The organism is Psychrobacter sp. UBA2514 (assembly GCF_002341255.1).
GTDB lineage: Bacteria > Pseudomonadota > Gammaproteobacteria > Pseudomonadales > Moraxellaceae > Psychrobacter > Psychrobacter pacificensis.
Genome location: NZ_DDNS01000015.1, coordinates 52,654 through 75,834 on the forward strand (window position 1 = coordinate 52,654; position 23,181 = coordinate 75,834).

Genomic DNA, 23,181 nt, shown 5'->3' on the forward strand with positions numbered 1-23,181 from the left:
AATTATCTTTTGAGAGGGCGTGTCGGACCCTTACGAGTACGAGCGTTGTTCTTGGTGTTCTGACCTCTAACTGGCAGGTTACGGCGATGGCGGATGCCACGGTAACAACCAAGATCAACCAAGCGCTTGATATTCATCGACACTTCACGACGAAGATCACCTTCAGTCATGTAATTTGCAACTTGTGCACGGATAGCATCTAACTGTGTATCATCTAACTGGCTAACTTTAGTAGTAGGGGCAATGCCAACTGCTTCTAAGATTTTCTGAGCAGTGGTACGACCGATACCAAAGATATAAGTTAGTGAAATAACAGCATGCTTATTATCCGGAATGTTTACGCCGGCAATACGAGCCATTGATTTCTCTCCATTAAAGAAAAATAAGCGTTATTTATCAATAAGGCATTATTCTTCAGATTTGTTGCTGTTAATACTAGATTCTTTATAACGATAGTCGTTCTTTTGACTTAGTTAAAAGCCTATTGATCGAAAACATTATAAGACATTCTGCATAAACACGGCAAGTGGCGGATGATATCCCATCCGCCGTTATTTTTCAAGTATTAATTTAATTAGTAACAAAAGTTAAAAAACTTATGCTATCAAATATTAACCTTGACGTTGCTTGTGGCGAGGTTCTGCGGTACAAATAACATGTACACGGCCTTTACGGCGCACAACTTTACAGCTACCACAAATCTTCTTAACTGATGCTTGAACTTTCATAGCATACTCCTTTGAGATATCGTACCGCTCATTTAAGGTTGAGTGGGCGATTGAATTAACGTCTGATCATGATATTGATGGGTCATCAAATGCGCTTGGATTTGCGAAATGAAGTCCATTACCACAACCACCATAATCAGTAATGACGTACCACCAAGTTGAAACGGCACACCAAACGATGACTGCACGACCATTGGCATTAAACAAATAACCGTCATATACATCGCGCCAATAAAGGTCAGTCGGTTTAATACATGATCAAGGTAACGCTGAGTTTGTTGTCCGGGGCGAATACCTGGGATATACGCACCACTACGTTTAAGGTTTTCAGCAACTTCACGCGGACTAAATACCAATGCCGTGTAAAAGTAACAGAAGAAAATAATCATTGCGCCAAACAGAACCAAATACAGCGGCTGCCCTGGAGACAACACCAATGCCATATTTTGTAATATCTTTTGTGTAAAAGTAGGATCAGCCGATTGACCAACCCATTGTCCTAAACTTGCTGGAAACAACAATAACGAGCTGGCAAAAATAGCGGGAATAACCCCTGCCATATTTAGCTTAAGCGGCAAATGCGACTGCTGCTGAGCATAAATTTTGCGACCTTGTTGTTGCTTCTGCGCATAGTTTACTGGGACACGGCGCTGCGCTCGTTCAATATAAACGATACCGGCAGTCACCGCGATGCCTAGCAATACAAAGATAAAAAGTACAATCAAGTTCATCTGCCCTTGATTGACCTGTTCGATAGACTGCGAAATCATACCTGGCGTACCAGCCACAATACTCGCAAAGATGAGCATTGAGATACCATTACCCACGCCGCGTTCTGTAATTTGCTCACCAAGCCACATTAGGAACATAGCGCCAGCTACCAATGAGGTAACCGCTGGAATATAAAAAGTCAAACCAGTAGATAAGGTAAGATTCTGACTGATAAGGCCAGCACACATTCCTAATGACTGTACTAGTGCTAATCCAAGTGTCCCTTGACGGGTGTACTTGTTTAGCTTACGTCGTCCCGCTTCGCCTTCTTTTTTGAGGGCTTCAAGCGATGGCAATACCGCCGACATCATCTGAACGATAATAGATGCTGAAATATATGGCATGATGCCAAGTGCCATGATGGACATACGTTCTAGTGCACCACCTGAGAACATGTTAAACATGCTCAAAATGGTATTTTCGTTGCGCGAAAACAGATCAGCCAAGTTAACCGGATTGATACCCGGTACTGGAATATGTGACCCTAAACGATAAACAATCAATGCGCCGATTAAGAATAATAAACGCGTCCATAATTCATCATACTTACGTATAAAGGCAAATGGATTGAGCGGTATACCAGTCGATGACATTGATTGTTTTGACACGTTACTACTCCTCGATGCTACCACCAGCAGCTTCGATTGCTTGCTTGGCGCCTTTAGTCACTTTGATACCTTTAAAAGTATAAGCTTTAGTGACTTCACCTGATAGCATTACACGAGCACGTTTCATATCGTGACGGATAAGGTTAGCAGCTTTAAGTGTTTCAAGACTAACTACATCGCCTTCAATTTTATTCAGTTCAGAAAGACGTACTTCAGCAGTCTTCATAGCCAGTTTACTGGTAAAACCAAATTTTGGTAGACGACGATATAAAGGCATTTGACCACCTTCAAATCCTGAGCGAACGCTAGAACCTGAACGAGATTTCTGACCTTTTACACCACGACCACCAGTCTTACCAAGACCTGAACCGATACCACGACCACGACGTTGGGCAGTTTTCTTTGCGCCAACACCTGGTGATAATTCATTTAATCTAAGACCCATTACGCTTCCTCCACTTTTACCATGTAGTTAACGCGATTAACCATACCACGGGTTGAAGGAGTATCTTCAACGACCACACTATGACCAATACGGCGTAAACCCAATCCTTTCAAGCTCGCTTTGTGGCTCTTTAGGCGATGGGCACCCGATTTAAATTGAGTGACTTTCATTTTTTTCATCGTAACTCACCTAGTCTAAGTTAACCCAAGATTTCGTCTACAGATTTACCACGTTTAGCTGCCATCTTCTCTGGAGTTGACATATCACGTAAACCGTTAAACGTTGCACGAACAACGTTAGCAGTATTGGTAGAACCATAACATTTAGTCAAAACATCTTTGACACCAGCAACTTCTAATACAGCACGCATTGCACCACCAGCGATTACGCCAGTACCTTCAGATGCAGGTTGCATGTAGACTTTACTAGCACCATGACTTGCTTTGATCGGATGATACAAAGTTGCATCATTTAGCTCAACAGTAATCATATTACGTTTGGCAGCTTCTAGTGCTTTTTGGATAGCAGCAGGCACTTCACGCGCTTTACCACGACCAAAACCAACACGACCATTACCGTCACCCACTACAGTCAACGCAGTGAAAGAGAAAATACGACCACCTTTAACAACTTTTGCAACGCGATCAACGGTAACTAAGCGTTCTACTAGACCGTCAGTCTGTTCATTTTTATCATTTTTATCATTTCTAGCCATGATTAAAACTCCAATCCGTTTTCGCGAGCAGCTTCTGCTAAAGCTTTAACTCGACCATGATATTTGAAACCACTACGGTCAAAGGCAACTTTAGTAATGCCAGCTGCTTTTGCACGTTCTGCGATCATTTGACCTACAGACGTTGCTGAATCAGCGTTACCAGTCGCGCCTGAACGCAAGCTGCTGTCTAAGGTAGATGCCTGAGCAATCACTTCACCACCATTTGGAGAGATAATCTGGGCATAAATATGTTTTGACGTGCGGTTAACCGTTAAGCGATGAACGCCTAGATGACGGATATGTGCACGTGTTTTCTTAGCTCGACGCAGACGAGCTGCTTTTTTATCAAACATTTCAACTCACCTTATTTTTTCTTAGCTTCTTTGCGAATCACATGCTCGTCACTATAACGAATACCTTTACCTTTATAAGGCTCAGGTGGACGGAAACCACGGATATTAGCCGCTGCTTGACCAAGCTGCTGTTTATTGTTTGATTTCAAAACAATTTCAGTCTGCGTTGGGGTTTCAGCCGATACACCTTCAGGTAGCGTGTACTCTACTGGATGAGAGTAGCCAACGTTCAAGGTTACTTTGTTACCAGCAACTTGTGCGCGATAACCAACACCAATCAATTGAAGACGCTTTTCAAAGCCTTCATTTACGCCAGTAACATAGTTGTTAACAAGAGCGCGCATGGTGCCAGTGTGCATCATAGCTTCTTTTGAATCGACTGCAGGTGAGAAAATGATAGCATCATCTTCCTGTTTCAGCTCGACCAATTCATGCAGGTGTAAAGACATAGTACCGTTCTTGCCTTTAACTTCGACCTGCCGATCGTTCAAAGTAACGCTTACGCCATTTGGCAGCGTTACTGGGGCTTTAGCCACACGAGACATAGGAATATTCCTTAAAAAATTTAACTTGCTTTTATTAGCGAAAAAACTAACAGGCTAAAAAGCGTGTTAGTTTAGCATAGTTGACTGTGTTAGACACCTATCAATTTGAAATAATTAAACATTACTCAATCGATAGAAGCCTAACCACCATCAAATAGACTTCATCGTCGTATAGCTTACGCTACAAATGCAACGATTTCACCACCGATACCAGCAGCGCGTGCAGCACGATCGCTCATGATACCTTGGCTTGTAGATACGATAGCAACACCCATACCTTGCTTAACAGTAGGGATTTCGTCTTTACCGCGGAACTGGCGTAGACCAGGGCGGCTATAACGTTGAATAGTTTCGATAACCGCACGGCCTTCGAAGTATTTCAATTCAATAGTAAGGGTTGCTTTGTTGTTTTCTTCTTCAGTAACAACAGCGCTCGCCACATAACCTTCGCTAACTAGCAAATCAGCAATTGATTTACGTAATTTAGAGCTCGGCATTGCTACCGATACTTTGTTAGCCATTTGTGCGTTACGGATACGGGTTAGCATATCCCCAACGGTATCTTGCATACTCATATAGTTACTCCTTACCAGCTTGCTTTACGAACACCAGGCACATCGCCTTGCATGACACGCTCACGCAGCATATTGCGTGATAAGCCAAACTTGCGGAAGTAACCGTGAGGACGACCGGTGATAGCACAACGATTACGCAGACGTACTGGTGATGAGTTGCGTGGAAGAGCTTGTAGCTCTAACATCGCGTCCATACGCTCTTCGTCTGATGCGTTGATATCACTGATAGTTTCTTTTAGCTTGATACGCTTTTCAGCATATTTAGCAACCATTTTTTCGCGCTTTAATTCGCGGTTAATCATGCTCTTCTTTGCCATAACGTCTTTACCTTATTTAAATGGGAAGCCGAATGCTTTAAGCAACGCACGACCTTCTTCATCAGATTGAGCTGACGTGGTGATTGTCACATCCATACCACGGATACGGTCAATCTTGTCAAAATCTACTTCTGGGAATACGATCTGTTCTTTGATACCCAATGAGTAGTTACCACGTCCGTCAAAGGCTTTAGGTGAAAAACCGCGGAAATCACGAATACGAGGAATTGCAATGGCAACGAGACGATCTAAAAATTCGTACATTTGCTCACCGCGTAGCGTTACTTTACAGCCAATTGGCCATTCTTCACGAATCTTAAAGCCAGCAACTGATTTACGCGCTTTGGTGACAACAGGTTTTTGACCAGCAATCGCGGTCATGTCAGCTACAGCACCTTCAAGCAATTTCTTGTCTTGAGACGCGCCGCCTACACCCATGTTAAGTGTGATTTTAGTGATTTTAGGCACTTGCATCACATTGTCCAAACCAAGATCTTCTTTGATTTGCTGCTTTAATTTATCGTTATATAAAGATTTTAATCTTGCCATTACCATTACACCCTTAGTGTCTTACGCAGTCGCCACTACTTCACCGTTTGAACGATAGACGCGTTGTTTCTTGCCATCTTCGCCAAACTGATAAGTAATACGGTCTGCTTTTTGGGTTTGCGCATTTAAGATTGCGACATTTGAGATATGCATAAAAGCTTCTTGCTTAAGAATGCCACCTTCAACGCCAGTCGCCTGATTTGGCTTCTGATGTTTAGTAACAATATTAACGCCTTCAACTTTAATACGATCGTTTTTTACAGCTTGTACAGTACCTTGCTTGCCTTTGTCTTTCCCAGCAATCACGATAACTGTATCGCCTTTACGTAATTTTGACATGGATTACCTCACAATACTTCTGGTGCTAGTGATACAATCTTCATAAACTGATCACCACGTAGTTCACGAGTTACCGGTCCAAAAATACGAGTTGCAATCGGCGCTTTGTTTTGGTTCAACAATACCGCAGCATTGTCATCAAAACGTAACACAGAACCATCTGGACGACGAACGCCTTTTTTGGTGCGTACAACTACTGCATTCATCACGTCGCCTTTTTTGACACGACCACGAGGAATGGCTTCTTTAACCGTTACTTTAATAATGTCGCCAACTGATGCATAACGACGATGAGAACCACCCAGTACTTTAATGCACTGAACTCGCCTTGCACCGCTATTGTCTGCAACTTCCAGCATTGACTCAACCTGAATCATAGCGTTACTCCACACGTATGAGCAATAAAAACCAGTTGCTGCCGCTAGCACAGAATGAGCAAGGCGGCATTTTAATATAAATAACCGCAGCTTACTCTTAATGTGAGTGATATGCGACGGGCGCAATCAGCATCCTTAAAAAGGCGACTATTTTAACAGCTTCTGGCTTTTAATGCAATTTACTTAGATTTTTTCTACTTTTTCAACCACATCAACTAAAGTCCAAGACTTAGTTTTTGAGATTGGACGCGTTTCTTTGATACGGACAAGGTCGCCTTGTTGACAAACATTGTTCTCATCATGTGCTTTGATTTTAGTAGAACGACGAAGCTGTTTGCCATACAAAGGATGACGAACCAGACGCTCAATCAAAACTGTGATGGACTTGTCCATCTTGTCGCTGACAACTCGTCCTGTCAATACGCTAGCATTGGTAGCTGTTTGATTGTTATCGCTCATGAGTCGCCTCGTTGTTTCTCGTTAATCAAAGTCTGAAGCTGAGCAATCGTACGACGATTTGCTCTGACTTCATGGGTATTACCCAACTGACCAGTTGCTTTAGCCATACGAATACGGAAAGCATCAAGCTGCTTTTCATCAAGTAACTGGGTCAGTTCTTCTAATGATTTATCACGTAATTCACTGATCTTCATTACATTATCGTCCGCTTAACAATGGTAGTTTTAAAGGGCAGTTTTGCTGCAGCAAGCGTTAATGCATCGCGAGCAAGCTCTTCAGATACCCCTTCAATTTCATATAGCACTTTACCAGGCTTGATTTCGCATACCCAGTACTCAACTGGACCTTTACCTTTACCCATACGTACTTCTAATGGTTTGTTGGTAATAGGCTTGTCTGGGAATACACGAATCCAAATCTTACCGCCACGCTTGATTTTACGAGTGATGGTACGACGTGCTGCTTCGATTTGACGGGCTGTCATACGACCACGCGTCAATGATTTTAGACCAATTTGTCCGAATGCAACGGTGCTTCCACGATGAGCTAGCCCAGTGTTACGACCTTTATGCATTTTACGAAACTTGGTACGTTTTGGCTGTAACATAGTTTAACCTCTGTCTGAGTTTCGACGGTTTCCGTTTCCGCGACCACGGCGTTTTGGCGCACGAGTCTGCTCTTCTTTGACGGGATTATAAACACTGTTCATACCGTCAAGGATCTCTCCGCGGAAAATCCAAACTTTAACACCGATGGTGCCGTAAGTTGTCTCTGCACGAATTGACGCATAGTCAATATCAGCACGAAGTGTATGCAAGGGCACACGGCCTTCACGATACCATTCGCTACGAGCAATCTCAGCACCGCCAAGACGACCAGACAGCTCAACTTTAATACCTTTAGCACCAGAACGCATGCTGTTCTGTACAGCGCGTTTCATCGCACGGCGGAACATAACACGACGCTCAAGCTGGCTTGCGATACCCTCTGCTACCAAACGTGCATCAAGATCAGGTGACGTGATTTCTTCAATGTTGACCTGAGCAGGTACGCCCATAATTTTGGTCAATTCTTTTTGAAGTCTTTCGATATCTTCGCCTTTCTTACCGATAACGATACCAGGGCGCGCAGTGGCGATGGTGATCTTAGCAGCGCCAGTAGGACGCTCGATCATGATGTTGCTGATCATTGCGTTATCTAGCTTTTTACGTAGATATTCACGAACTTGAATATCGTTGATTAGGTATTCTGAGTATTGTTTAGGATCAGCATACCAGTTTGCGTTATGCTTTTTTACAACACCAAGACGAATTCCGATTGGATGTACTTTTTGACCCATAACTTATTCTCCTACCTTTATAGTGATGTGACAAGTACGCTTGCTGATACGATCAGCGCGACCTTTGGCACGTGGTAGGATACGTTTTAGCGTAATGCCTTCATCAACATAGATAGTAGCGACTTTTAGGTCGTCAATATCTAGGCCGTGATTATGTTCGGCATTGGCGATGGCTGAGTTAAGACATTTCTTAACAAAGATAGCGCCTTTTTTATTGCTATACGTTAGGATATCCAAAGCACGCTCAATAGATTTGCCACGAACTTCATCAGCAACGAGTCTAACTTTTTGTGCCGATATGGCGGCACCGCGTAATTTTGCAGTTACTTCCATGGTAAGCACCTTATCTCTTAGCTTTTTTGTCAATGCCATGACCACGATACGTACGAGTCGGGGCAAATTCACCTAGTTTATGACCAACCATCTGCTCACTTACGATAACCGGTACGTGAGTACGGCCGTTGTGGACAGATAAAGTCAGGCCAACCATTTGCGGTAGGATCATCGAGCGGCGCGACCAAGTTTTAATTGGCTTGCGTGAGTTGGTGTCTAATGCATTCTCAACTTTAGCAAATAAGTGCGCGTCTATGAATGGACCTTTTTTCAATGAACGAGGCATGAAATTCTTCCTTTATTTCTTCTTGGCGCGGCGGCGGATGATCATGTTGTCAGTACGCTTATTATGACGCGTTTTAAGTCCTTTAGACTTCTGACCCCAAGGGCTAGTTGGATGGCGACCTTTGTTACGACCTTCACCACCACCATGTGGGTGATCCACCGGGTTCATCGCGACACCACGAACTGAAGGACGAACACCACGCCAACGTGAAGCACCAGCTTTACCAAGTGATTTCAAGTTGTTTTCAGTGTTAGAAACTTCGCCAATAACAGCACGGCAGTTTACGTGTACACGGCGAGTTTCGCCTGAACGTAGACGTAAAATAGCGTAGATACCGTCACGGCCTAATAACTGAACGCTAGCACCCGCAGAACGAGCCATCTGTGCACCTTTACCGATTTTAAGTTCGATATTATGAATCACAGTACCCAATGGGATGTTTTTTAGCGGTAGGCAGTTACCTGGACGTATTGGAGATGTTTCGCCTGACATTACTGTATCGCCAACTGCTTGTTTTTTAGCAGCGATGATGTAACGACGTTCGCCATCAGCATACTTAAGTAGTGCAATATGTGCAGTACGGTTAGGATCGTATTCAATACGCTCTACCACAGCTGGGATATTGTCTTTAGTACGTTTGAAGTCGATAATGCGATAATGTTGCTTATGACCACCGCCAATGTGACGAGTAGTAATACGACCATTATTGTTACGACCACCTGACTTACTTTTTGATTCTAGAAGCGCTGCATAAGGACGACCTTTATAAAGGTGTGGATGCACCACTTTTTCAACAAAACGACGGCCTGGTGATGTTGGCTTTGCTCTTACGATAGGCATGAGTGTAATCCTTATTCGTTATTCGCTGTTTCACTAGTAGAAGCAGTCGTGTTTGCGACTTCTTCACCAGCATCAGCCATTTGTACATCTTGACCAGCTTTTAAGGTAACATAGGCTTTTTTATAGTCGTTACGACGGCCGATACTTTTACCAAAACGCTTTGTCTTACCTTTAACATTCAAAGTGTTTACTTTAGTAACTTCAACACCTTCAAACATCAACTCAACTGCTTTTTTGACTTCAAGCTTAGTAGCGTTAGAGTCAACTTTAAATACCTGCACACCAAGTGAGTCGCCAAGCATTTGAGATTTTTCTGAGAATACAGGCCCTCTTAAGACCTGATAAAGTCTTGCGTTGTTCATGCTAGTGCTTCCTCAAATTGTTTCGCAGCTTCAACTGACATGATCACTTTATCAAATGCGATCAAGCTCACTGGATCCACTTCGTTTGTACCAAGTACATTGACGTGCGGAATGTTGCGAGCAGCTAAGTATAAGTTTTCGTCAACCTCTTTGGTGACGATCAATGCACGTGGTGCATCAAGCTCATTTAGCTTTGCAATCAGTTCTTTAGTTTTCGGCCCAGAAACGCTCAACTCTTCTACCAAAATCAGACGCTCTTGACGAATCAATTCTGCTAGGATGCACTGCATCGCACCGCGATACATTTTGCGGTTTACTTTCTGTGACCAATCTTGTGGTTTTGCAGCGAATGCACGACCACCTGAACGCCAGATTGGGCTACGAATAGAGCCCGCACGAGCGCGACCAGTACCTTTTTGGCGCCATGGCTTGATACCACCGCCAGAAACTTCGGCACGGGTTTTTTGAGCGCGTGTACCTTGGCGAGCACCAGCTAGATAAGCGGTGACGACTTGGTGCACTAATGCTTCATTGAATTCACGACCAAAAGCCGTATCAGAAAGCTCAACCGCTGCACCTGTAACTGTTTTTAAATCCACGTTAATCCCCTTGCTTAGGCTTTGACTGACGGACGTACGATAACATCGCCACCGGTGGCACCTGGGATAGCACCCTTGATGACAAGTAACCCTTTTTCGGCATCAACCGAAATCACTTCTAGGCCTTGAACAGTAACACGCTTGTTACCCATCTGGCCCGCCATCTTTTTGCCTTTGAATACTCTACCTGGTGACTGGTTTTGACCAGTTGAACCATGTGCACGATGAGACACTGAGTTACCATGAGTAGCATCTTGCATACTAAAGTTGTGACGTTTGATTGGACCTTGGAAGCCTTTACCTTTGCTTTGTCCTGTCACATCAACCATCTGACCTTGTTCAAACAAGTCAGCTAGAATCTCACCGCCAACCTCACGACCTTCAAGATCGCTATCGTTGACACGAAATTCCCAAACACCACGACCAGCTTTAACGCCAGCTTTCGCGAAGTGACCTTTTTGTGCAGCAGTTACGCGGCTGTCACGACGGGTACCTGTGGTGACTTGGATGGCTTGGTAACCATCTACATCAGTATTTTTTACTTGAGTAATGCGGTTTGCATCGACCTCAACCACTGTTACAGGAATAGATGCGCCTGTTTCAGTGAAGACACGGGTCATGCCGCATTTTTTACCGACTAAACCGATCGCCATTTTAGACCTCTTTATATCTTATATTAATGGGTTGGGTGTATAATGTGCATTAACCCAAAGCAATTTGGACGTCAACACCCGCCGCTAAATCTAATTTCATTAGCGCATCCACAGTTTTGTCAGTAGGCTGAACGATATCAACCATACGCTTGTGAGTACGGATTTCGTACTGGTCACGAGCGTCTTTGTTAACGTGTGGTGAGGTTAGAACGTTGAAGCGCTCAATGCGAGTCGGCAACGGTACAGGACCACAAACTTGCGCACCGGTGCGCTTTGCAGTATCAACAATCTCTTGTGCAGATTGATCAATCAGACGATGATCAAAAGACTTAAGACGGATACGGATTCTCTGGTTAGCCATGCCAGCAAGCTCCTAATATGTGCTTTCGTCATTCTTGGTTTGCAAGACTATGATCAAAAGCAGTTTGGTTAAATATTCACTTAAAGCGGCCTTCTGTTCTTAACCAGAATGAGTTCTTTATCCGAACTTATAGCGTGCCAAAAGCAAAATAGTTTAAAGCCCCGCCAACTCTCCTATAATGGATGTCAGCAAAGGCATAATGAAATAGTGCTAGAAACGATGCTCCAGCTGTCATAGCGTCAGCTTTTTTAGTCAGCTGCGCATATATAATTCAGTGGTGTGTATTATACAGAGTATTTTAGGTATTGCAAGGGCAATATCTAGCGTAATTAAAGACCTCAATTTTCAGAAAACTGTTTTGTTGGTCAAGATACTTGTAACAAGTCTCTGGCAGTAGGCTCAGTAATCTCAGTCCAAAACAATATCATACTGCTCTTGGGTATATAGATTTTCTACGTCAAATGTAATCACTCGACCCAGTAGGTACTCTAGATCGGCTACAGTATCTGACTCTGATGTCAGCAATAAATCAATGACTGCCGCATGAGCCACTACTGTGAATTTCTTAGGAGAATTATAAGTACGGGCGCAGCGCATGATCTCACGGAAAATCTCAAAACAAACGGTCTCTGCGGTTTTAACGAACCCACGACCTTGGCAAGTTGAGCACGGCTCACAAAGCTGCTGACCCAATGATTCACGCGTGCGCTTGCGTGTCATCTCCACTAAGCCAAGTTCACTAACCTGCGTAATTTTGGTTTTGGCATAGTCTTGGGTTAGCTGCGCCTGTAAGCTCTCTAGTACATCATCCTTATGCTGCTGCTCTAGCATATCGATAAAATCTAGAATAATAATGCCGCCTAGATTACGCAGGCGCAGCTGACGTGCGATGGCATGTGTGGCTTCTAGATTAGTCTTATAAACGGTGTCTTCTAATGAGCGACCGCCTACAAAAGAGCCTGTATTAACATCAATCGTCGTCATTGCTTCTGTTTGGTCAATAATCAGATAGCCACCAGATTTCAAGTCAACACGACGTTTCAATGCGTCACGTAAATCATCTTCAACCCGATGCACGTCAAACAGTGACTGCTCTGCCGTATAATGCACGATTTTATCGTAAATGAACGGTACAAACTCTTTGGCAAAGTATCTGACTTGTTCATAAACTTGCGTATTATCGATGATGACTTTTTCGGTATCAGCATGTACCAAGTCACGAATAGAGCGCAGTGGTAGCGATAGTTCTTGATAAATCAGCTCTGAGCTTTGGTGATGATTGATCTCTTGGCGACGAGCACAGATGGTACGCCACAGCTGCAACAGGTAATAAATATCCTCTTCTAGCTTGTTTACAGGAACACGCTCGGCGGCAGTACGAGCGATGAGTCCACCTTTTAGATTGACCGTTTGCATTAAGCTACTAAGCTCAGTTTTTAGACGCGTGCGCTCTTCTTCACCATCAATACGCTGTGATATACCGATATGATCGCTTGATGGTAGATAAACCAGATAGCGAGATGGCAACGATATATTGGTCGTTAAGCGAGCACCCTTACTGCCTAATTGATCTTTGGTGACTTGTACCAAGATACGCTGGCTTTCGTGTAATCGATGCTGAATCAAGGTCTTAGAAACAGGCACGACCTCCGTACTTTGAGCACTGACAACAGGTGGCGTGACTGCTAAGCTATCCGTGGATGTTTCTAAGATGGCGCTATTGTCACTATTATCTTTTTTGATATTTGTAGCGGCTTTGCTTTTGTCTTCTGCAACTGGGCGAGGCTCACGCTGCATATCATTAACATGTAAAAACGCTGTCCGCGATTGACCGATATCAACGAAGGCTGCCTGCATGCCTGGAAGGACACGTACGACTGTGCCCAGATAAATATTGCCGACCAAACCCAGTTTGTGATGTCGCTCAATATAAATCTCACCCAAGATGCCATTATCTAAAACCGCAACACGGGATTCCATTGGACTAATATTAATCAGCAGCTCTTCGGACATAGTTTTTTCTCTTATCTCTCAGCTTTCTTATCAGACGGTCATCGTCTATTAGATTGACAGTGTAACAAATGCGCCTTGCTCTTGCCCATTGCCCTACCGTGTCATTATGTGCATATATAATTATAACGGGTCAACGATATCCTCACTGCCTTCTGTCATGTCTTTGATTAAGGCCAGCGTTTGCGCCAGTGGCAATCCAACGACATTGGTGTAACTGCCGTTGATACGGCTGACCCAAGCAGCACCCAAACCTTGAATACCATAGCCACCCGCTTTATCAGCAGGCTCTCCACTGTCCCAATAATTGCTCATCATCTCTGTAGTCAATGGTATAAAGGTTACTGCTGTACGCTCAGTAATTTGCTGCTGGTCGATAATTTGAAATGCCTGAGTGCGCTTTGATGCATTGTGTTCTGTTCCTTTAGGTAGCCGCTGTATTTTGGTGGCTTGTACGGCAGTCCATACTTCATGGATATTATCTGACATCTGCTGCCACATGCTATAAGCATGCTCACGATCGGTCGGTTTGACCAGTACTGTCTTGCCATCTGGTAACACTCCGATGGTATCAGAGGTCAAAATGATAATTAATTCGTTGGTACCGTTCTCATCGATTTCTAATGTGCCGTTTAGTTGCTCTATGGCAGCCATGGCTTTGGTAGCGACCATACGCTCAATATAGTCTTTGGGTAATTCATCATCTTGCGGCGTTTCGTCAATATCTACACTCAATACTCTAAAATCTAACTGTGCTTTTGCTAGTAGCTCTCGACGGCGCGGCGAACCAGATGCTAAAATGATATCCATCGCTCTTCTCTTCATTTACAGATTTATGAGGTATGTATTTTTTAGATATTTTGTATATAAGTTAATAAACATCATTAACGCGCAAACTTGCGTAGAGCCAGTAAGACAAGTGGCCAGCTGATGATACTCATCATAAGCGACAAAGCAGATTTTGCGATAAAGGTATTTTGGATAAACATCTGCAGCATCCATAAATTTAGCTGAAAAACAATTAATCCTAAACTGGCTATCAACCATGCGCTGATGGTATTTAGTTGTCTAACATAGATACTAGTAATTTTGATCACTAGTGCCACCACGACAGCGGCAAAGGCTTGCTGTCCTAGATGGGTGTCCATCAGCAAATCTGCAATAAGCCCAATAGTAAATGCGGTAAAGATACCCACATAGCGCGGCTGGAACAGTAGCCAATATATCAGCACCATAATCATAATCATGGGCCGTAATGTTGCCATACTTGGGCTTAACGGATAGACATTGAGCGATGAAGCAATGATAAAGCTTAGAACAATGACCACAATCAACAGTGCCGTTGAATTCTCAGAATCAGGATACGACATGAGTATTTACCTTCGATTGTGTAGCGACCGCTGTTATAGGATGCATTGGGTAATAATGAGATAGTACGATAGGCAAAATTTTGATAAAAAAGGCAGCTGGCATTATTGGTTAAAACGTTATGACATCAGAATTCATTGACTACTGCTCTGACTCTTAGTGAGCATCTTGTCTTGTAATATCAAGACATAAGCGTTGTCAATAAAGTTTGCAGAAGGCGTGACCTCAATGATTCTAAAGTTATCCGCTTGCCCATCTTTGATGTGAGCAATACGGCCAACACGATAGCCCGCTGGAATTCGCCCACCCAAACCAGATGATACCAACTCATCACCCACGCGCACGTCTGAAGTCTTAAAAACATAGTTTAGGCTCAGTGCAGATGGGATACCTTGGCCTGTCACAATAGCCCGCTGACCAGTACGTTTGACAGTGACAGCCACTGACTGCTGGTCATCTGTAATCAATAACAAACGGCTCGTATTAGGATAGACGTTAATGATCTGTCCTAAAATACCATCTTCATCGATAACCGTTTGTCCCACTTGTACACCATCTTGCTTGCCTTTATTGAGCACAACAATCTGTCTGAGTAAGTTGGTATCTGTACCAATGACTTGAGCTAAGTTGAGATCAAACTGCTCAGGCTTCGTGGTGGATAAAATCCCTTGCAAGCGCGCATTTTGTGCCAAGATATAATCTTGCTGCTGCAGTTTGGCATGTGCATGAATGAGTTGCGATTTTAGCTGCATGTTTTCGCGGCGCAGCGCTTCTTTTGACTGCAAACTACCACTCGCCCAATGCTTGGCATAGCTCGGTAATAAAGACATCTCATAAATAGGCTGCATGGCAGCATGACTGGTACTGCGTACTGGATTGAACCATTCCGAGTTTTTGCTATCAAACCACATCAGTATTAAGGCTGCTATCAATACAATGGCAGTCTTACGAAGTGATAGGGCTTGGCGCGCAAAGATACTTGTAGTCATAAGTCGTCTGATTTAAGAATTCTAAAATGAGCAATAGCACTTATTTAGAGCATAAATGTTTATCGGTGATATTGGGTTCTAGCATGGATTAATGCAATTAAAGGCAGCGCAGTCGGCTACCTTTAATTTATATACTTGTCATCGCATCGGCTAAATCAATGATTGATGCATAAGCCATGAGGCATTATAGATATCCTAACAGGGAAACCATGCTCATGAGCAAAAGCTATTTAGACAAAAATCATATTCAAGCTTTTGTTATTGATGAAATCAAGGGCGATACCACCACCACGGCTAACGCAGGTTAATGGGTCTTCTGCTACTGTCACTGGCAAGCCTGTCTCTTGTGAGATAAGCTTATCTAAATCGCGTAGCAATGCGCCACCACCCGTCAATACGATACCGCGCTCTGCGATGTCTGATGACAACTCTGGCGGTGTCTGCTCAAGAGCGACTTTGACTGCACTGACAATACCGCTTAGTGGGTCAGTCAATGCTTTTTGTACTTCTTCTGAATTGACGATAAAGGTTTTCGGCACGCCTTCTGCCATGCTACGACCACGAACCTCTACTTCTAGCTGGCTATTTTCATTCAATGCAGAGCCAACTTCTTTTTTGATGCGCTCAGCGGTCGTCTCACCGATCACACAACCATGCGTACGGCGCACATGTGTAATAATCGCCTCATCAAACATATCGCCACCGATACGGATAGATTCAGCATAGACGCAACCAGATAGCGCGATAACAGCAATCTCAGTGGTGCCACCACCGATATCGACGACCATAGAACCACTGGCTTCATGAACAGGCATGCCAGCACCGATAGCCGCAGCCATTGGCTCTTCTAGCAATAATACTTTGCTCGCGCCTGCTGATGATACTGCCTCACGAATCGCCTTACGCTCAACCAAGGTAGACTTACATGGTACACAAACCACCACGTTAGGCTGTGCCATAAAACGCTTGGCTTTTACCTTAGTGATGAAGTGTTTTAGCATTTTTTGCGTCACTTCAAAATCAGCAATCACACCGTCTTTTAGCGGGCGAATCGCTGTGATATTGGCAGGCGTACGACCCAGCATTTGCTTGGCATCGATACCCACAGCAGCGACGGTCGGGTTTTGAGTACGATTGCTTCGTAATGCGACCACCGTAGGCTCGTCAAGTACGACGCCTTTATTAGGAATAAAAATAAGGGTGTTCGCAGTACCGAGGTCGATAGCGATATTATTTGATAAAAATCCAAACAGGTTCATGACTAATATATCCAGCGTCTTACGAATGAGGCGAATGAGATTGACTGAGGTGTTACTCGTCAGTGTTGAGCAGGTCGTCGTTAGACATTAACGGGAGCGAAAGTGAATCATCGCAACCAGTCAAACCTAAGCAATAATGATGAAATGAAAAACTGAGCTAAATTATACCGATTTAGCTCAAAAAAAACATAGGTATTTGCATCAGTAAGCAAGGATTTTTGTCTAAGACGCTAAAAGTTGTTACAAAGTTTGAAATAGTAGTGACTATCATTCAACTCAATGAAACTGCTTTTAATGTGATAACTAACAAGGCTCTACAGGCAGATAATTGTTTTGCTTAGTAGTAGGTACATACTGTAACGTATTTTAGAGCCTAATTGGGAAGCAATTGAAAATCAATCATGAATTATGCGGTCAGTTTTGCAAGTATTTGCGTATTGCTATGCCGGCACTCTGCCTTGATTGATACGGATGTTGATTGATATTGTGCATCAATCAAGCCTCATACTCTGTAAACTTGGGTCAGATGCTTTATAATAAGCCAACTTTATAGCCAATTACATTTGAGCGCTTATATATTTGCCTTATCCCTACTCTAACAAAAACTGTCCTTAACTGGAGAAACTATGTCTCAGCAATCAGCAACGTCTGACAACACTGTCAGCCGTGAAGAAATCCTAGAAGTTGCCAACCTTGCACGCTTGGGTGTCGATGAAAGCACGGCCGATAGCTATGCCGCCGATATCAGTAAAGTATTAAAATTGATGCAGACCTTATCTAACGTTGATACAACAGACATCAAACCACTAGCCAATATCCATGAGGCTTGCCAAGAGTTACGTGCTGACGTAGCCAAACACGATATCAATCGCGAGCGCAATCAGTCAGTCGCGCCTGCCGTTGAAGAGGGCTTATACCTTGTACCTCAGGTGATTGAATAATAGTGGCTGAATAATACAACCACGCATTTGCCATTATCCTATTTTATTTTATGCTATTCACATTTTGACGGACGACACCTTATGTCTGAACTTCATTTATTAAGTACCGAGCAGCTAATTACTGGCTTGCAAGACAAACAATTTAGCAGCGCAGAATTAACCGAGCATTACATCAAGCGTATCGATGCGCTAGACAGCAAGATCAATAGTTTTATCACGCATACTTCTGAGACAGCACGTGCACAAGCAAAAGCCGCTGACGAGATGCGTGCACAAGGCGATCAGCGTCCACTACTTGGCGTACCGATGGCGCACAAAGACATCTTTTGTACCCAAGGGGTATTAACGACTTGTGGCTCTAAGATGCTGCATAACTTTGTCTCACCATATGATGCAACCATCGTCTCTAACATCGACAAAGCTGGCATGATTAGCTTAGGTAAGCTCAATATGGATGAGTTTGCAATGGGCTCAGACAACAGTAGCTCATACTACGGCACCGTACAGAATCCTTGGAACCTAGAGCGCGTCCCTGGTGGCTCATCAGGTGGTAGTGCCGCTGCCGTTGCCGCAGGTTTTGTCCCTGTTGCTACCGGTAGTGACACGGGTGGCTCTATTCGTCAGCCAGCTTCATTCTGTGGCCTAACCGGTATCAAACCGACTTATGGCCGTGTGTCACGCTTTGGTATGATTGCCTATGCCTCAAGCTTGGATCAAGCTGGTAGCATGGGACGCAGCGCTAAAGATTGTGCTTATTTGCTACAGCCAATGATTGGGCACGATCCGCGCGATGCCACTTCTATCAAATACGATATGCCTAACTACGTACAAGACATCAATGATGCAGAGGCTGCGGCTGGTGATAAGCCATTTGACGGTTTGCGTATTGGTGTGGCAAAAGAATATTTCAGTACAGGGCTTGATAGCGAAGTCGAGCAAGCAGCACGTGCCGCTTTAAAGAAATACGAAGAGCTGGGCGCAACGATTGTAGAAGTAAACATCACTGACCCTGAAATCACGCTCGCCACCTATTATATGCTAGCACCTGCCGAAGCGTCTTCGAACCTATCACGCTTCGATGGCGTACGTTTTGGCTATCGCTGTGAAAACCCAACGGATCTGATCGATCTATACACGCGCTCACGTTCTGAAGGCTTTGGCCCTGAAGTACAGCGCCGTATTTTGACGGGGACTTATGCGCTATCTGCTGGCTACTTCGATGCTTACTATACTAAAGCACAAAAAATCCGCCGCTTAATTGTCAAAGACTTTGATGATGCTTTTGCCAATTGTGACGTCATCGCCAGTCCCACCGCGCCGACCGCAGCTTATAAGCTGGCAGAAGACCTCGACCCTGCGACCATGTACTTAGGTGATGTCTATACCATCGCGGTCAACCTAGCGGGTCTACCTGCGCTCAGTCAGCCAGTAGGTTTGACGACAGAAGGCCTACCTATTGGCTTGCAATTAATCGGTAAACACTGGCAAGAGAGTCAATTGCTTACGACTGCGCATTTGTTCCAGCAGCATACCGACCATCATCTACAACACTCTACCATCGCAAAGGAGACGGTATAATGAGTACAGCTACTACTGATAACAGTGCCGTCCGCGAGCACGCCGTGCGTAAAGAGCTACTTGTCGATGGCTATGAAGTGGTCATCGGTATCGAGATTCACTGCCAGTTGAATACAGAAAGTAAAATATTCTCAAGTGCGCCAACTGACTTCGGTCATGAGCCAAACAGCCAAGCAAGTATCGTTGACTTAGGCTTACCTGGTGTATTGCCAGTATTAAATGCTGGCGTGGTCGATCGCGCGCTAAAATTCGGTATCGGTGTCAATGCTGAGCTGGGTCTGTTTAATACATTTGATCGTAAAAACTACTTTTACCCTGACTTGCCTAAAGGCTATCAAATCACTCAGATGGCCAATCCTATCGTGGGTGAAGGCTATATCGATGTCGTGGTCAACGAAGGCGAGAAAAACGAATATCCAAAACGTATGGGTATTACCCGCGCACATCTAGAAGAAGATGCGGGTAAATCTGTCCATGACGCAGTCGATGGTATGACGGGTGTGGATTTGAACCGTGCGGGTACGCCGCTGATCGAAATCGTCTCTGAGCCAGACATGCGCTCTGCCAATGAAGCGCTTGCCTACATCAAAGCCATCCATCAGCTAGTCACTTGGCTAGGTATCTCAGACGCAGTAATGGCCGAAGGCTCATTCCGCTGTGACTGTAACGTCTCTGTGCGCAAGCCAGGCGCTGAGCTTGGTACCCGTACTGAGCTTAAAAACCTAAACTCGTTCCGCTTTATCGAGCGTGCTATCAATCGTGAAATCGAACGTCAAATCGACATCCTAGAAGATGGCGGCAAAGTCGTACAAGCAACGATGCTATATGATCCAGAGCGCGATGAAACACGCACCATGCGTACCAAAGAAGACGCCAACGACTATCGCTACTTCCCTGATCCTGACTTGCTACCTGTCCGAATTGAGCAGCATACCGTTGACGCGATCAAAGCAGCCATGCCAGAGCTACCCGTCGCTCGCCGTGCACGCTTTGAAGAAGCGCTGGGTCTGTCAGAATATGACGCTCGTATCTTGACTGGTAGTCGTCAAATTGCTGATTATTTTGAAGCTGTGGTCGCAGAAGTTGGGCAAGCAGATGCCAAAATGGCTGGCAACTGGGTCATGGGCGACTTGCTCGGCGCACTGAACAAAGATGACAAAGACATCACCCACTCCCCTATCAGCGCCAAACAGTTGGCTGGTATGCTAAAACGTATCAAAGATGACACGCTATCTGGCAAACTGGCTAAGAAAGTCTTTAGTGCGCTATATGAGCGCGAAGGTGGCAATGATGATGACGCAGCAGATAAGATCATCAAAGAAAAAGGTCTCAAGCAGGAAACTGACACGGGCGCTATCAAAGCCATGGTCGAAGACGTCATTGCAAAAAATGAAGCGATGGTCGAAGAATATCGCGGCGGTAAAGAAAAAGCCTTTAACGGTTTGGTCGGTCAAGTCATGAAAGCCAGTCGTGGTAGTGCTAACCCGCAGCAAGTGAACCAAATTCTAAAAGAATTGTTAGGTTAACACGAGCAGCGTAGCAATTAGACTGATTATGCTAGGCAGAAAGGTATTGTAGATTTTGACTAATATAAATAGCCCTTGCAATATACATAATTTTGCGTAAAATAGTCAGTCATTCGGGGCGTAGCGCAGTCTGGTAGCGCACTACACTGGGGGTGTAGTGGTCGCAGGTTCAAATCCTGCCGTTCCGACCAAACACAATATTAGGGCATACCGTCATAGACCGTATGCCCTTTATTTTGGGCGTTTTTTGGGTTTTCACTGTCTTATAGGTGTATGGCGTTCCATATAGAATGTTGGTATTATTGTTGGTATTGAGCAGTACCAACATGGACAATACCAACAAAGGATAAACCCATGCCCCTAACCCATACCAGTATCAACAAGCTATCACCTAGCCCCACCTCGATTGATACAAAACGACCTGATAAACACAGTGACGGTAACGGGCTGCAATTATGGGTTCGTTATACGGGTGTGAAGTCATGGATCAGCGCGTACCGCTGGCAAGGTAAGCAACAAACCCTCACTATTGGTACTTACCCAGTCATGAGCCTACAAGATGCACGCAAGCGCAATATTGAGATCAAAAGACTCATAGCTGATGGTATCAACCCAAAAGACGATAAGAAAAAGACACAAGCCGACAATGACGGATCAAGGGCGTTCGATACCATAGCCCAGCGTTGGCATGATGACCGCAAAGCACACATAGCCCCTACCACCTATAGCCGTGATTACTCACAGTACCAGCGCGATATTAAGCCCGTCATTGGTCACATGAACATAGAGGACATAACCGCGCCTGATGTTTTGGCTATCGGTAAAGCTATCGAAGCGAGGGGCGCTAGTGACATGGCAAGGCGTGCAATGCGTCAAACAGGGCAGATATTCAAACAAGCCATACGTGAGGGCTTAACCAACCTCAACCCAGCCACCGACCTAACCGAAGCATTAAAACCGCATAAGGTGAAGCACCACAGCCGTGTGACCAGCCAGCAATTACCAAAGCTACTACAAGATATTAACGCCTACGAGGGTGACCTACTGGTGAAGCTAGGCTTGTGGTTTATGTGCTATACGTTTGTACGTACTCAAGAATTGCGTCTTATGGAGTGGTCAGAAATAGACTACCAAGCCAAAATATGGCGCATACCAGCCGACAAGATGAAAATGGATAGACCACACCTAGTACCACTAGCACCGCAAGTCATGACGATACTGGAGCAGATCAAGGCGCTAGGTTTTTCGGATCAGTACGTTTTCTTTAATCCATCAACCCGTAAGCCATACAGTACAAACGCTTTTATCACTGCCCTATGGCGCATGGGTTATAAAGGACGTATGACGGGGCACGGCTTCCGTGGACTTGCCAGCACTACCCTACATGAACAGGAATACATGCACGAAGCAATAGAGCTACAGCTAGCACATGAAAAAGAAAACAAGATCAGCAAGGCATACAACGGAGCACAGCACCTACCGTACAGAATAGACATGATGAACCAGTGGGCAAACTTCATTGATGATGCCTATGCTGGCAAACTAGATAATGTGATCCGTGCAGACTTTAAAGGACAGAAACAAAAGCTAGGCTAAATAACCGTTGTTAGTATCACTATATGATACTATAATGACCGTAGAGCTAAGGACATAACATGCAGCGCAAGCACCTAAAAACACTTAATATCATCTTTACTAAGCCTATATCAGCAAATATAAAGTGGGCAGACATTGAAGCCTTATTTATAGCATTAGGTGCAGAGGTCAACGAACGGGCAGGATCAAGAATAGCTGTAGTGTTAGATGGTGAGGTACAAGTTTATCACCGACCACACCCCCAACCGACAACAGATAAGGGCGCAGTCGCTAGCGTTCGTAAATGGCTAGATAGTTTAGGGTATAGCCCTATTGATGAAGCCAAAGACACCGCCCCCGTAACTAATAATGAGGAATAAT

Annotated in this window: 34 protein-coding genes and 1 tRNA gene; 6 read left to right on the forward strand and 29 right to left on the reverse strand. The window is 44.4% G+C overall.

Annotated elements, in window-relative coordinates; translation table 11 throughout:
- Nucleotides 1–2 precede the first annotated feature (2 nt).
- From rpsM to B3V51_RS05670, 29 genes are all read right to left on the reverse strand, one after another.
- Nucleotides 3–359 (reverse strand): 30S ribosomal protein S13, encoded by a 357-nt coding sequence (gene rpsM / locus B3V51_RS05530; RefSeq protein ID WP_058025564.1) that lies wholly within the window; start codon nucleotides 357–359, stop codon nucleotides 3–5.
- Between the two features lie 252 nt (nucleotides 360–611).
- A complete protein-coding gene (rpmJ, locus tag B3V51_RS05535) occupies nucleotides 612–728 on the reverse strand; it encodes a 50S ribosomal protein L36 (RefSeq protein WP_011279805.1) in 117 nt (38 codons plus the stop codon).
- 32 nt (nucleotides 729–760) lie between these two features.
- A complete protein-coding gene (gene secY / locus B3V51_RS05540) occupies nucleotides 761–2,092 on the reverse strand; it encodes a preprotein translocase subunit SecY (RefSeq protein ID WP_180952577.1) in 1,332 nt (443 codons plus the stop codon).
- 19 nt (nucleotides 2,093–2,111) lie between these two features.
- The gene (gene rplO / locus B3V51_RS05545) at nucleotides 2,112–2,552 is read right to left on the reverse strand and encodes a 50S ribosomal protein L15 (protein WP_058025566.1); all 441 of its coding nucleotides are present in this window, start codon (nucleotides 2,550–2,552) and stop codon (nucleotides 2,112–2,114) included.
- Nucleotides 2,552–2,731, reverse strand: a complete 180-nt coding sequence (rpmD, locus tag B3V51_RS05550) for a 50S ribosomal protein L30 (protein WP_071003155.1) — start codon at nucleotides 2,729–2,731, stop codon at nucleotides 2,552–2,554. The genes rplO and rpmD overlap by 1 nt, the downstream gene beginning before the upstream one ends.
- A 20-nt stretch (nucleotides 2,732–2,751) precedes the next feature.
- A complete protein-coding gene (gene rpsE / locus B3V51_RS05555) occupies nucleotides 2,752–3,267 on the reverse strand; it encodes a 30S ribosomal protein S5 (RefSeq protein WP_075106935.1) in 516 nt (171 codons plus the stop codon).
- A gap of 2 nt (nucleotides 3,268–3,269) precedes the next feature.
- On the reverse strand, nucleotides 3,270–3,620 hold the full coding sequence (gene rplR / locus B3V51_RS05560) for a 50S ribosomal protein L18 (protein ID WP_058025568.1): 351 nt from the start codon (nucleotides 3,618–3,620) through the stop codon (nucleotides 3,270–3,272).
- Nucleotides 3,621–3,631: 11 nt separating this feature from the next.
- Nucleotides 3,632–4,165 (reverse strand): 50S ribosomal protein L6, encoded by a 534-nt coding sequence (rplF, locus tag B3V51_RS05565; protein ID WP_058025569.1) that lies wholly within the window; start codon nucleotides 4,163–4,165, stop codon nucleotides 3,632–3,634.
- A 176-nt stretch (nucleotides 4,166–4,341) separates the two neighbouring features.
- Nucleotides 4,342–4,740: a 30S ribosomal protein S8 gene (gene rpsH, locus B3V51_RS05570; RefSeq protein WP_058025570.1), complete on the reverse strand. Its 399-nt coding sequence runs from the start codon at nucleotides 4,738–4,740 to the stop codon at nucleotides 4,342–4,344.
- Between the two features lie 11 nt (nucleotides 4,741–4,751).
- Nucleotides 4,752–5,057 carry a 30S ribosomal protein S14 gene (rpsN, locus tag B3V51_RS05575; protein WP_058025571.1) on the reverse strand — a complete coding sequence of 102 codons (306 nt, stop codon included), beginning with the start codon at nucleotides 5,055–5,057 and terminating at the stop codon, nucleotides 4,752–4,754.
- A 12-nt stretch (nucleotides 5,058–5,069) separates the two neighbouring features.
- A complete protein-coding gene (rplE, locus tag B3V51_RS05580; protein ID WP_057758706.1) occupies nucleotides 5,070–5,606 on the reverse strand; it encodes a 50S ribosomal protein L5 in 537 nt (178 codons plus the stop codon).
- A gap of 21 nt (nucleotides 5,607–5,627) precedes the next feature.
- Nucleotides 5,628–5,945: a 50S ribosomal protein L24 gene (gene rplX / locus B3V51_RS05585; protein WP_058025572.1), complete on the reverse strand. Its 318-nt coding sequence runs from the start codon at nucleotides 5,943–5,945 to the stop codon at nucleotides 5,628–5,630.
- Nucleotides 5,946–5,953: 8 nt separating this feature from the next.
- The gene (rplN, locus tag B3V51_RS05590; protein ID WP_010196702.1) at nucleotides 5,954–6,322 is read right to left on the reverse strand and encodes a 50S ribosomal protein L14; all 369 of its coding nucleotides are present in this window, start codon (nucleotides 6,320–6,322) and stop codon (nucleotides 5,954–5,956) included.
- Nucleotides 6,323–6,505: 183 nt separating this feature from the next.
- Nucleotides 6,506–6,781, reverse strand: a complete 276-nt coding sequence (gene rpsQ / locus B3V51_RS05595) for a 30S ribosomal protein S17 (RefSeq protein ID WP_021813375.1) — start codon at nucleotides 6,779–6,781, stop codon at nucleotides 6,506–6,508.
- A complete protein-coding gene (gene rpmC, locus B3V51_RS05600; protein WP_025644397.1) occupies nucleotides 6,778–6,975 on the reverse strand; it encodes a 50S ribosomal protein L29 in 198 nt (65 codons plus the stop codon). The genes rpsQ and rpmC overlap by 4 nt, the downstream gene beginning before the upstream one ends.
- A complete protein-coding gene (gene rplP / locus B3V51_RS05605; protein ID WP_025644399.1) occupies nucleotides 6,975–7,388 on the reverse strand; it encodes a 50S ribosomal protein L16 in 414 nt (137 codons plus the stop codon). The genes rpmC and rplP overlap by 1 nt, the downstream gene beginning before the upstream one ends.
- A gap of 3 nt (nucleotides 7,389–7,391) precedes the next feature.
- Complete coding sequence (gene rpsC, locus B3V51_RS05610; protein ID WP_058025573.1) at nucleotides 7,392–8,120, reverse strand: 30S ribosomal protein S3; 729 nt, start codon at nucleotides 8,118–8,120, stop codon at nucleotides 7,392–7,394.
- Between the two features lie 3 nt (nucleotides 8,121–8,123).
- Complete coding sequence (rplV, locus tag B3V51_RS05615; RefSeq protein ID WP_058025574.1) at nucleotides 8,124–8,453, reverse strand: 50S ribosomal protein L22; 330 nt, start codon at nucleotides 8,451–8,453, stop codon at nucleotides 8,124–8,126.
- 10 nt (nucleotides 8,454–8,463) lie between these two features.
- The gene (gene rpsS / locus B3V51_RS05620) at nucleotides 8,464–8,739 is read right to left on the reverse strand and encodes a 30S ribosomal protein S19 (RefSeq protein ID WP_010196682.1); all 276 of its coding nucleotides are present in this window, start codon (nucleotides 8,737–8,739) and stop codon (nucleotides 8,464–8,466) included.
- Nucleotides 8,740–8,751: 12 nt separating this feature from the next.
- On the reverse strand, nucleotides 8,752–9,579 hold the full coding sequence (gene rplB / locus B3V51_RS05625) for a 50S ribosomal protein L2 (protein WP_058025575.1): 828 nt from the start codon (nucleotides 9,577–9,579) through the stop codon (nucleotides 8,752–8,754).
- Nucleotides 9,580–9,590: 11 nt separating this feature from the next.
- Nucleotides 9,591–9,941, reverse strand: coding sequence for a 50S ribosomal protein L23 (gene rplW, locus B3V51_RS05630; RefSeq protein ID WP_071003149.1), 351 nt, complete (start codon nucleotides 9,939–9,941; stop codon nucleotides 9,591–9,593).
- Nucleotides 9,938–10,540: a 50S ribosomal protein L4 gene (gene rplD, locus B3V51_RS05635; protein WP_058025577.1), complete on the reverse strand. Its 603-nt coding sequence runs from the start codon at nucleotides 10,538–10,540 to the stop codon at nucleotides 9,938–9,940. The genes rplW and rplD overlap by 4 nt, the downstream gene beginning before the upstream one ends.
- A gap of 14 nt (nucleotides 10,541–10,554) precedes the next feature.
- Nucleotides 10,555–11,193 (reverse strand): 50S ribosomal protein L3, encoded by a 639-nt coding sequence (rplC, locus tag B3V51_RS05640; protein ID WP_071003147.1) that lies wholly within the window; start codon nucleotides 11,191–11,193, stop codon nucleotides 10,555–10,557.
- 49 nt (nucleotides 11,194–11,242) lie between these two features.
- A complete protein-coding gene (rpsJ, locus tag B3V51_RS05645) occupies nucleotides 11,243–11,554 on the reverse strand; it encodes a 30S ribosomal protein S10 (RefSeq protein WP_010196670.1) in 312 nt (103 codons plus the stop codon).
- Between the two features lie 408 nt (nucleotides 11,555–11,962).
- Nucleotides 11,963–13,567 carry an Rne/Rng family ribonuclease gene (locus tag B3V51_RS05650; RefSeq protein WP_093069559.1) on the reverse strand — a complete coding sequence of 535 codons (1,605 nt, stop codon included), beginning with the start codon at nucleotides 13,565–13,567 and terminating at the stop codon, nucleotides 11,963–11,965.
- Between the two features lie 120 nt (nucleotides 13,568–13,687).
- The gene (locus B3V51_RS05655) at nucleotides 13,688–14,374 is read right to left on the reverse strand and encodes a Maf family protein (protein WP_212563828.1); all 687 of its coding nucleotides are present in this window, start codon (nucleotides 14,372–14,374) and stop codon (nucleotides 13,688–13,690) included.
- A 74-nt stretch (nucleotides 14,375–14,448) separates the two neighbouring features.
- Entirely contained in the window at nucleotides 14,449–14,934 is a 486-nt protein-coding gene (mreD, locus tag B3V51_RS05660) for a rod shape-determining protein MreD (RefSeq protein WP_058024002.1), read from the reverse strand.
- 132 nt (nucleotides 14,935–15,066) lie between these two features.
- Nucleotides 15,067–15,921 carry a rod shape-determining protein MreC gene (gene mreC / locus B3V51_RS05665; protein WP_212563829.1) on the reverse strand — a complete coding sequence of 285 codons (855 nt, stop codon included), beginning with the start codon at nucleotides 15,919–15,921 and terminating at the stop codon, nucleotides 15,067–15,069.
- Between the two features lie 230 nt (nucleotides 15,922–16,151).
- Entirely contained in the window at nucleotides 16,152–17,189 is a 1,038-nt protein-coding gene (locus tag B3V51_RS05670) for a rod shape-determining protein (protein ID WP_071003137.1), read from the reverse strand.
- A 617-nt stretch (nucleotides 17,190–17,806) separates the two neighbouring features.
- Between B3V51_RS05670 and gatC the strand changes: the two genes are divergently transcribed.
- From gatC to B3V51_RS05700, 6 genes are all read left to right on the forward strand, one after another.
- Nucleotides 17,807–18,121, forward strand: coding sequence for an Asp-tRNA(Asn)/Glu-tRNA(Gln) amidotransferase subunit GatC (gene gatC / locus B3V51_RS05675; protein ID WP_212563830.1), 315 nt, complete (start codon nucleotides 17,807–17,809; stop codon nucleotides 18,119–18,121).
- An 81-nt stretch (nucleotides 18,122–18,202) separates the two neighbouring features.
- Entirely contained in the window at nucleotides 18,203–19,699 is a 1,497-nt protein-coding gene (gatA, locus tag B3V51_RS05680) for an Asp-tRNA(Asn)/Glu-tRNA(Gln) amidotransferase subunit GatA (RefSeq protein WP_058024006.1), read from the forward strand.
- Nucleotides 19,699–21,225 (forward strand): Asp-tRNA(Asn)/Glu-tRNA(Gln) amidotransferase subunit GatB, encoded by a 1,527-nt coding sequence (gene gatB, locus B3V51_RS05685; RefSeq protein WP_212563831.1) that lies wholly within the window; start codon nucleotides 19,699–19,701, stop codon nucleotides 21,223–21,225. Before gatA ends, gatB begins: the two co-directional genes overlap by 1 nt.
- A 114-nt stretch (nucleotides 21,226–21,339) precedes the next feature.
- Nucleotides 21,340–21,416: transfer RNA gene (locus B3V51_RS05690), tRNA-Pro, on the forward strand.
- Nucleotides 21,417–21,579: 163 nt separating this feature from the next.
- A complete protein-coding gene (locus B3V51_RS05695; RefSeq protein WP_071003131.1) occupies nucleotides 21,580–22,821 on the forward strand; it encodes a tyrosine-type recombinase/integrase in 1,242 nt (413 codons plus the stop codon).
- Nucleotides 22,822–22,880: 59 nt separating this feature from the next.
- Nucleotides 22,881–23,180: a type II toxin-antitoxin system HicA family toxin gene (locus B3V51_RS05700; RefSeq protein WP_071003130.1), complete on the forward strand. Its 300-nt coding sequence runs from the start codon at nucleotides 22,881–22,883 to the stop codon at nucleotides 23,178–23,180.
- Nucleotide 23,181 lies beyond the last annotated feature (1 nt).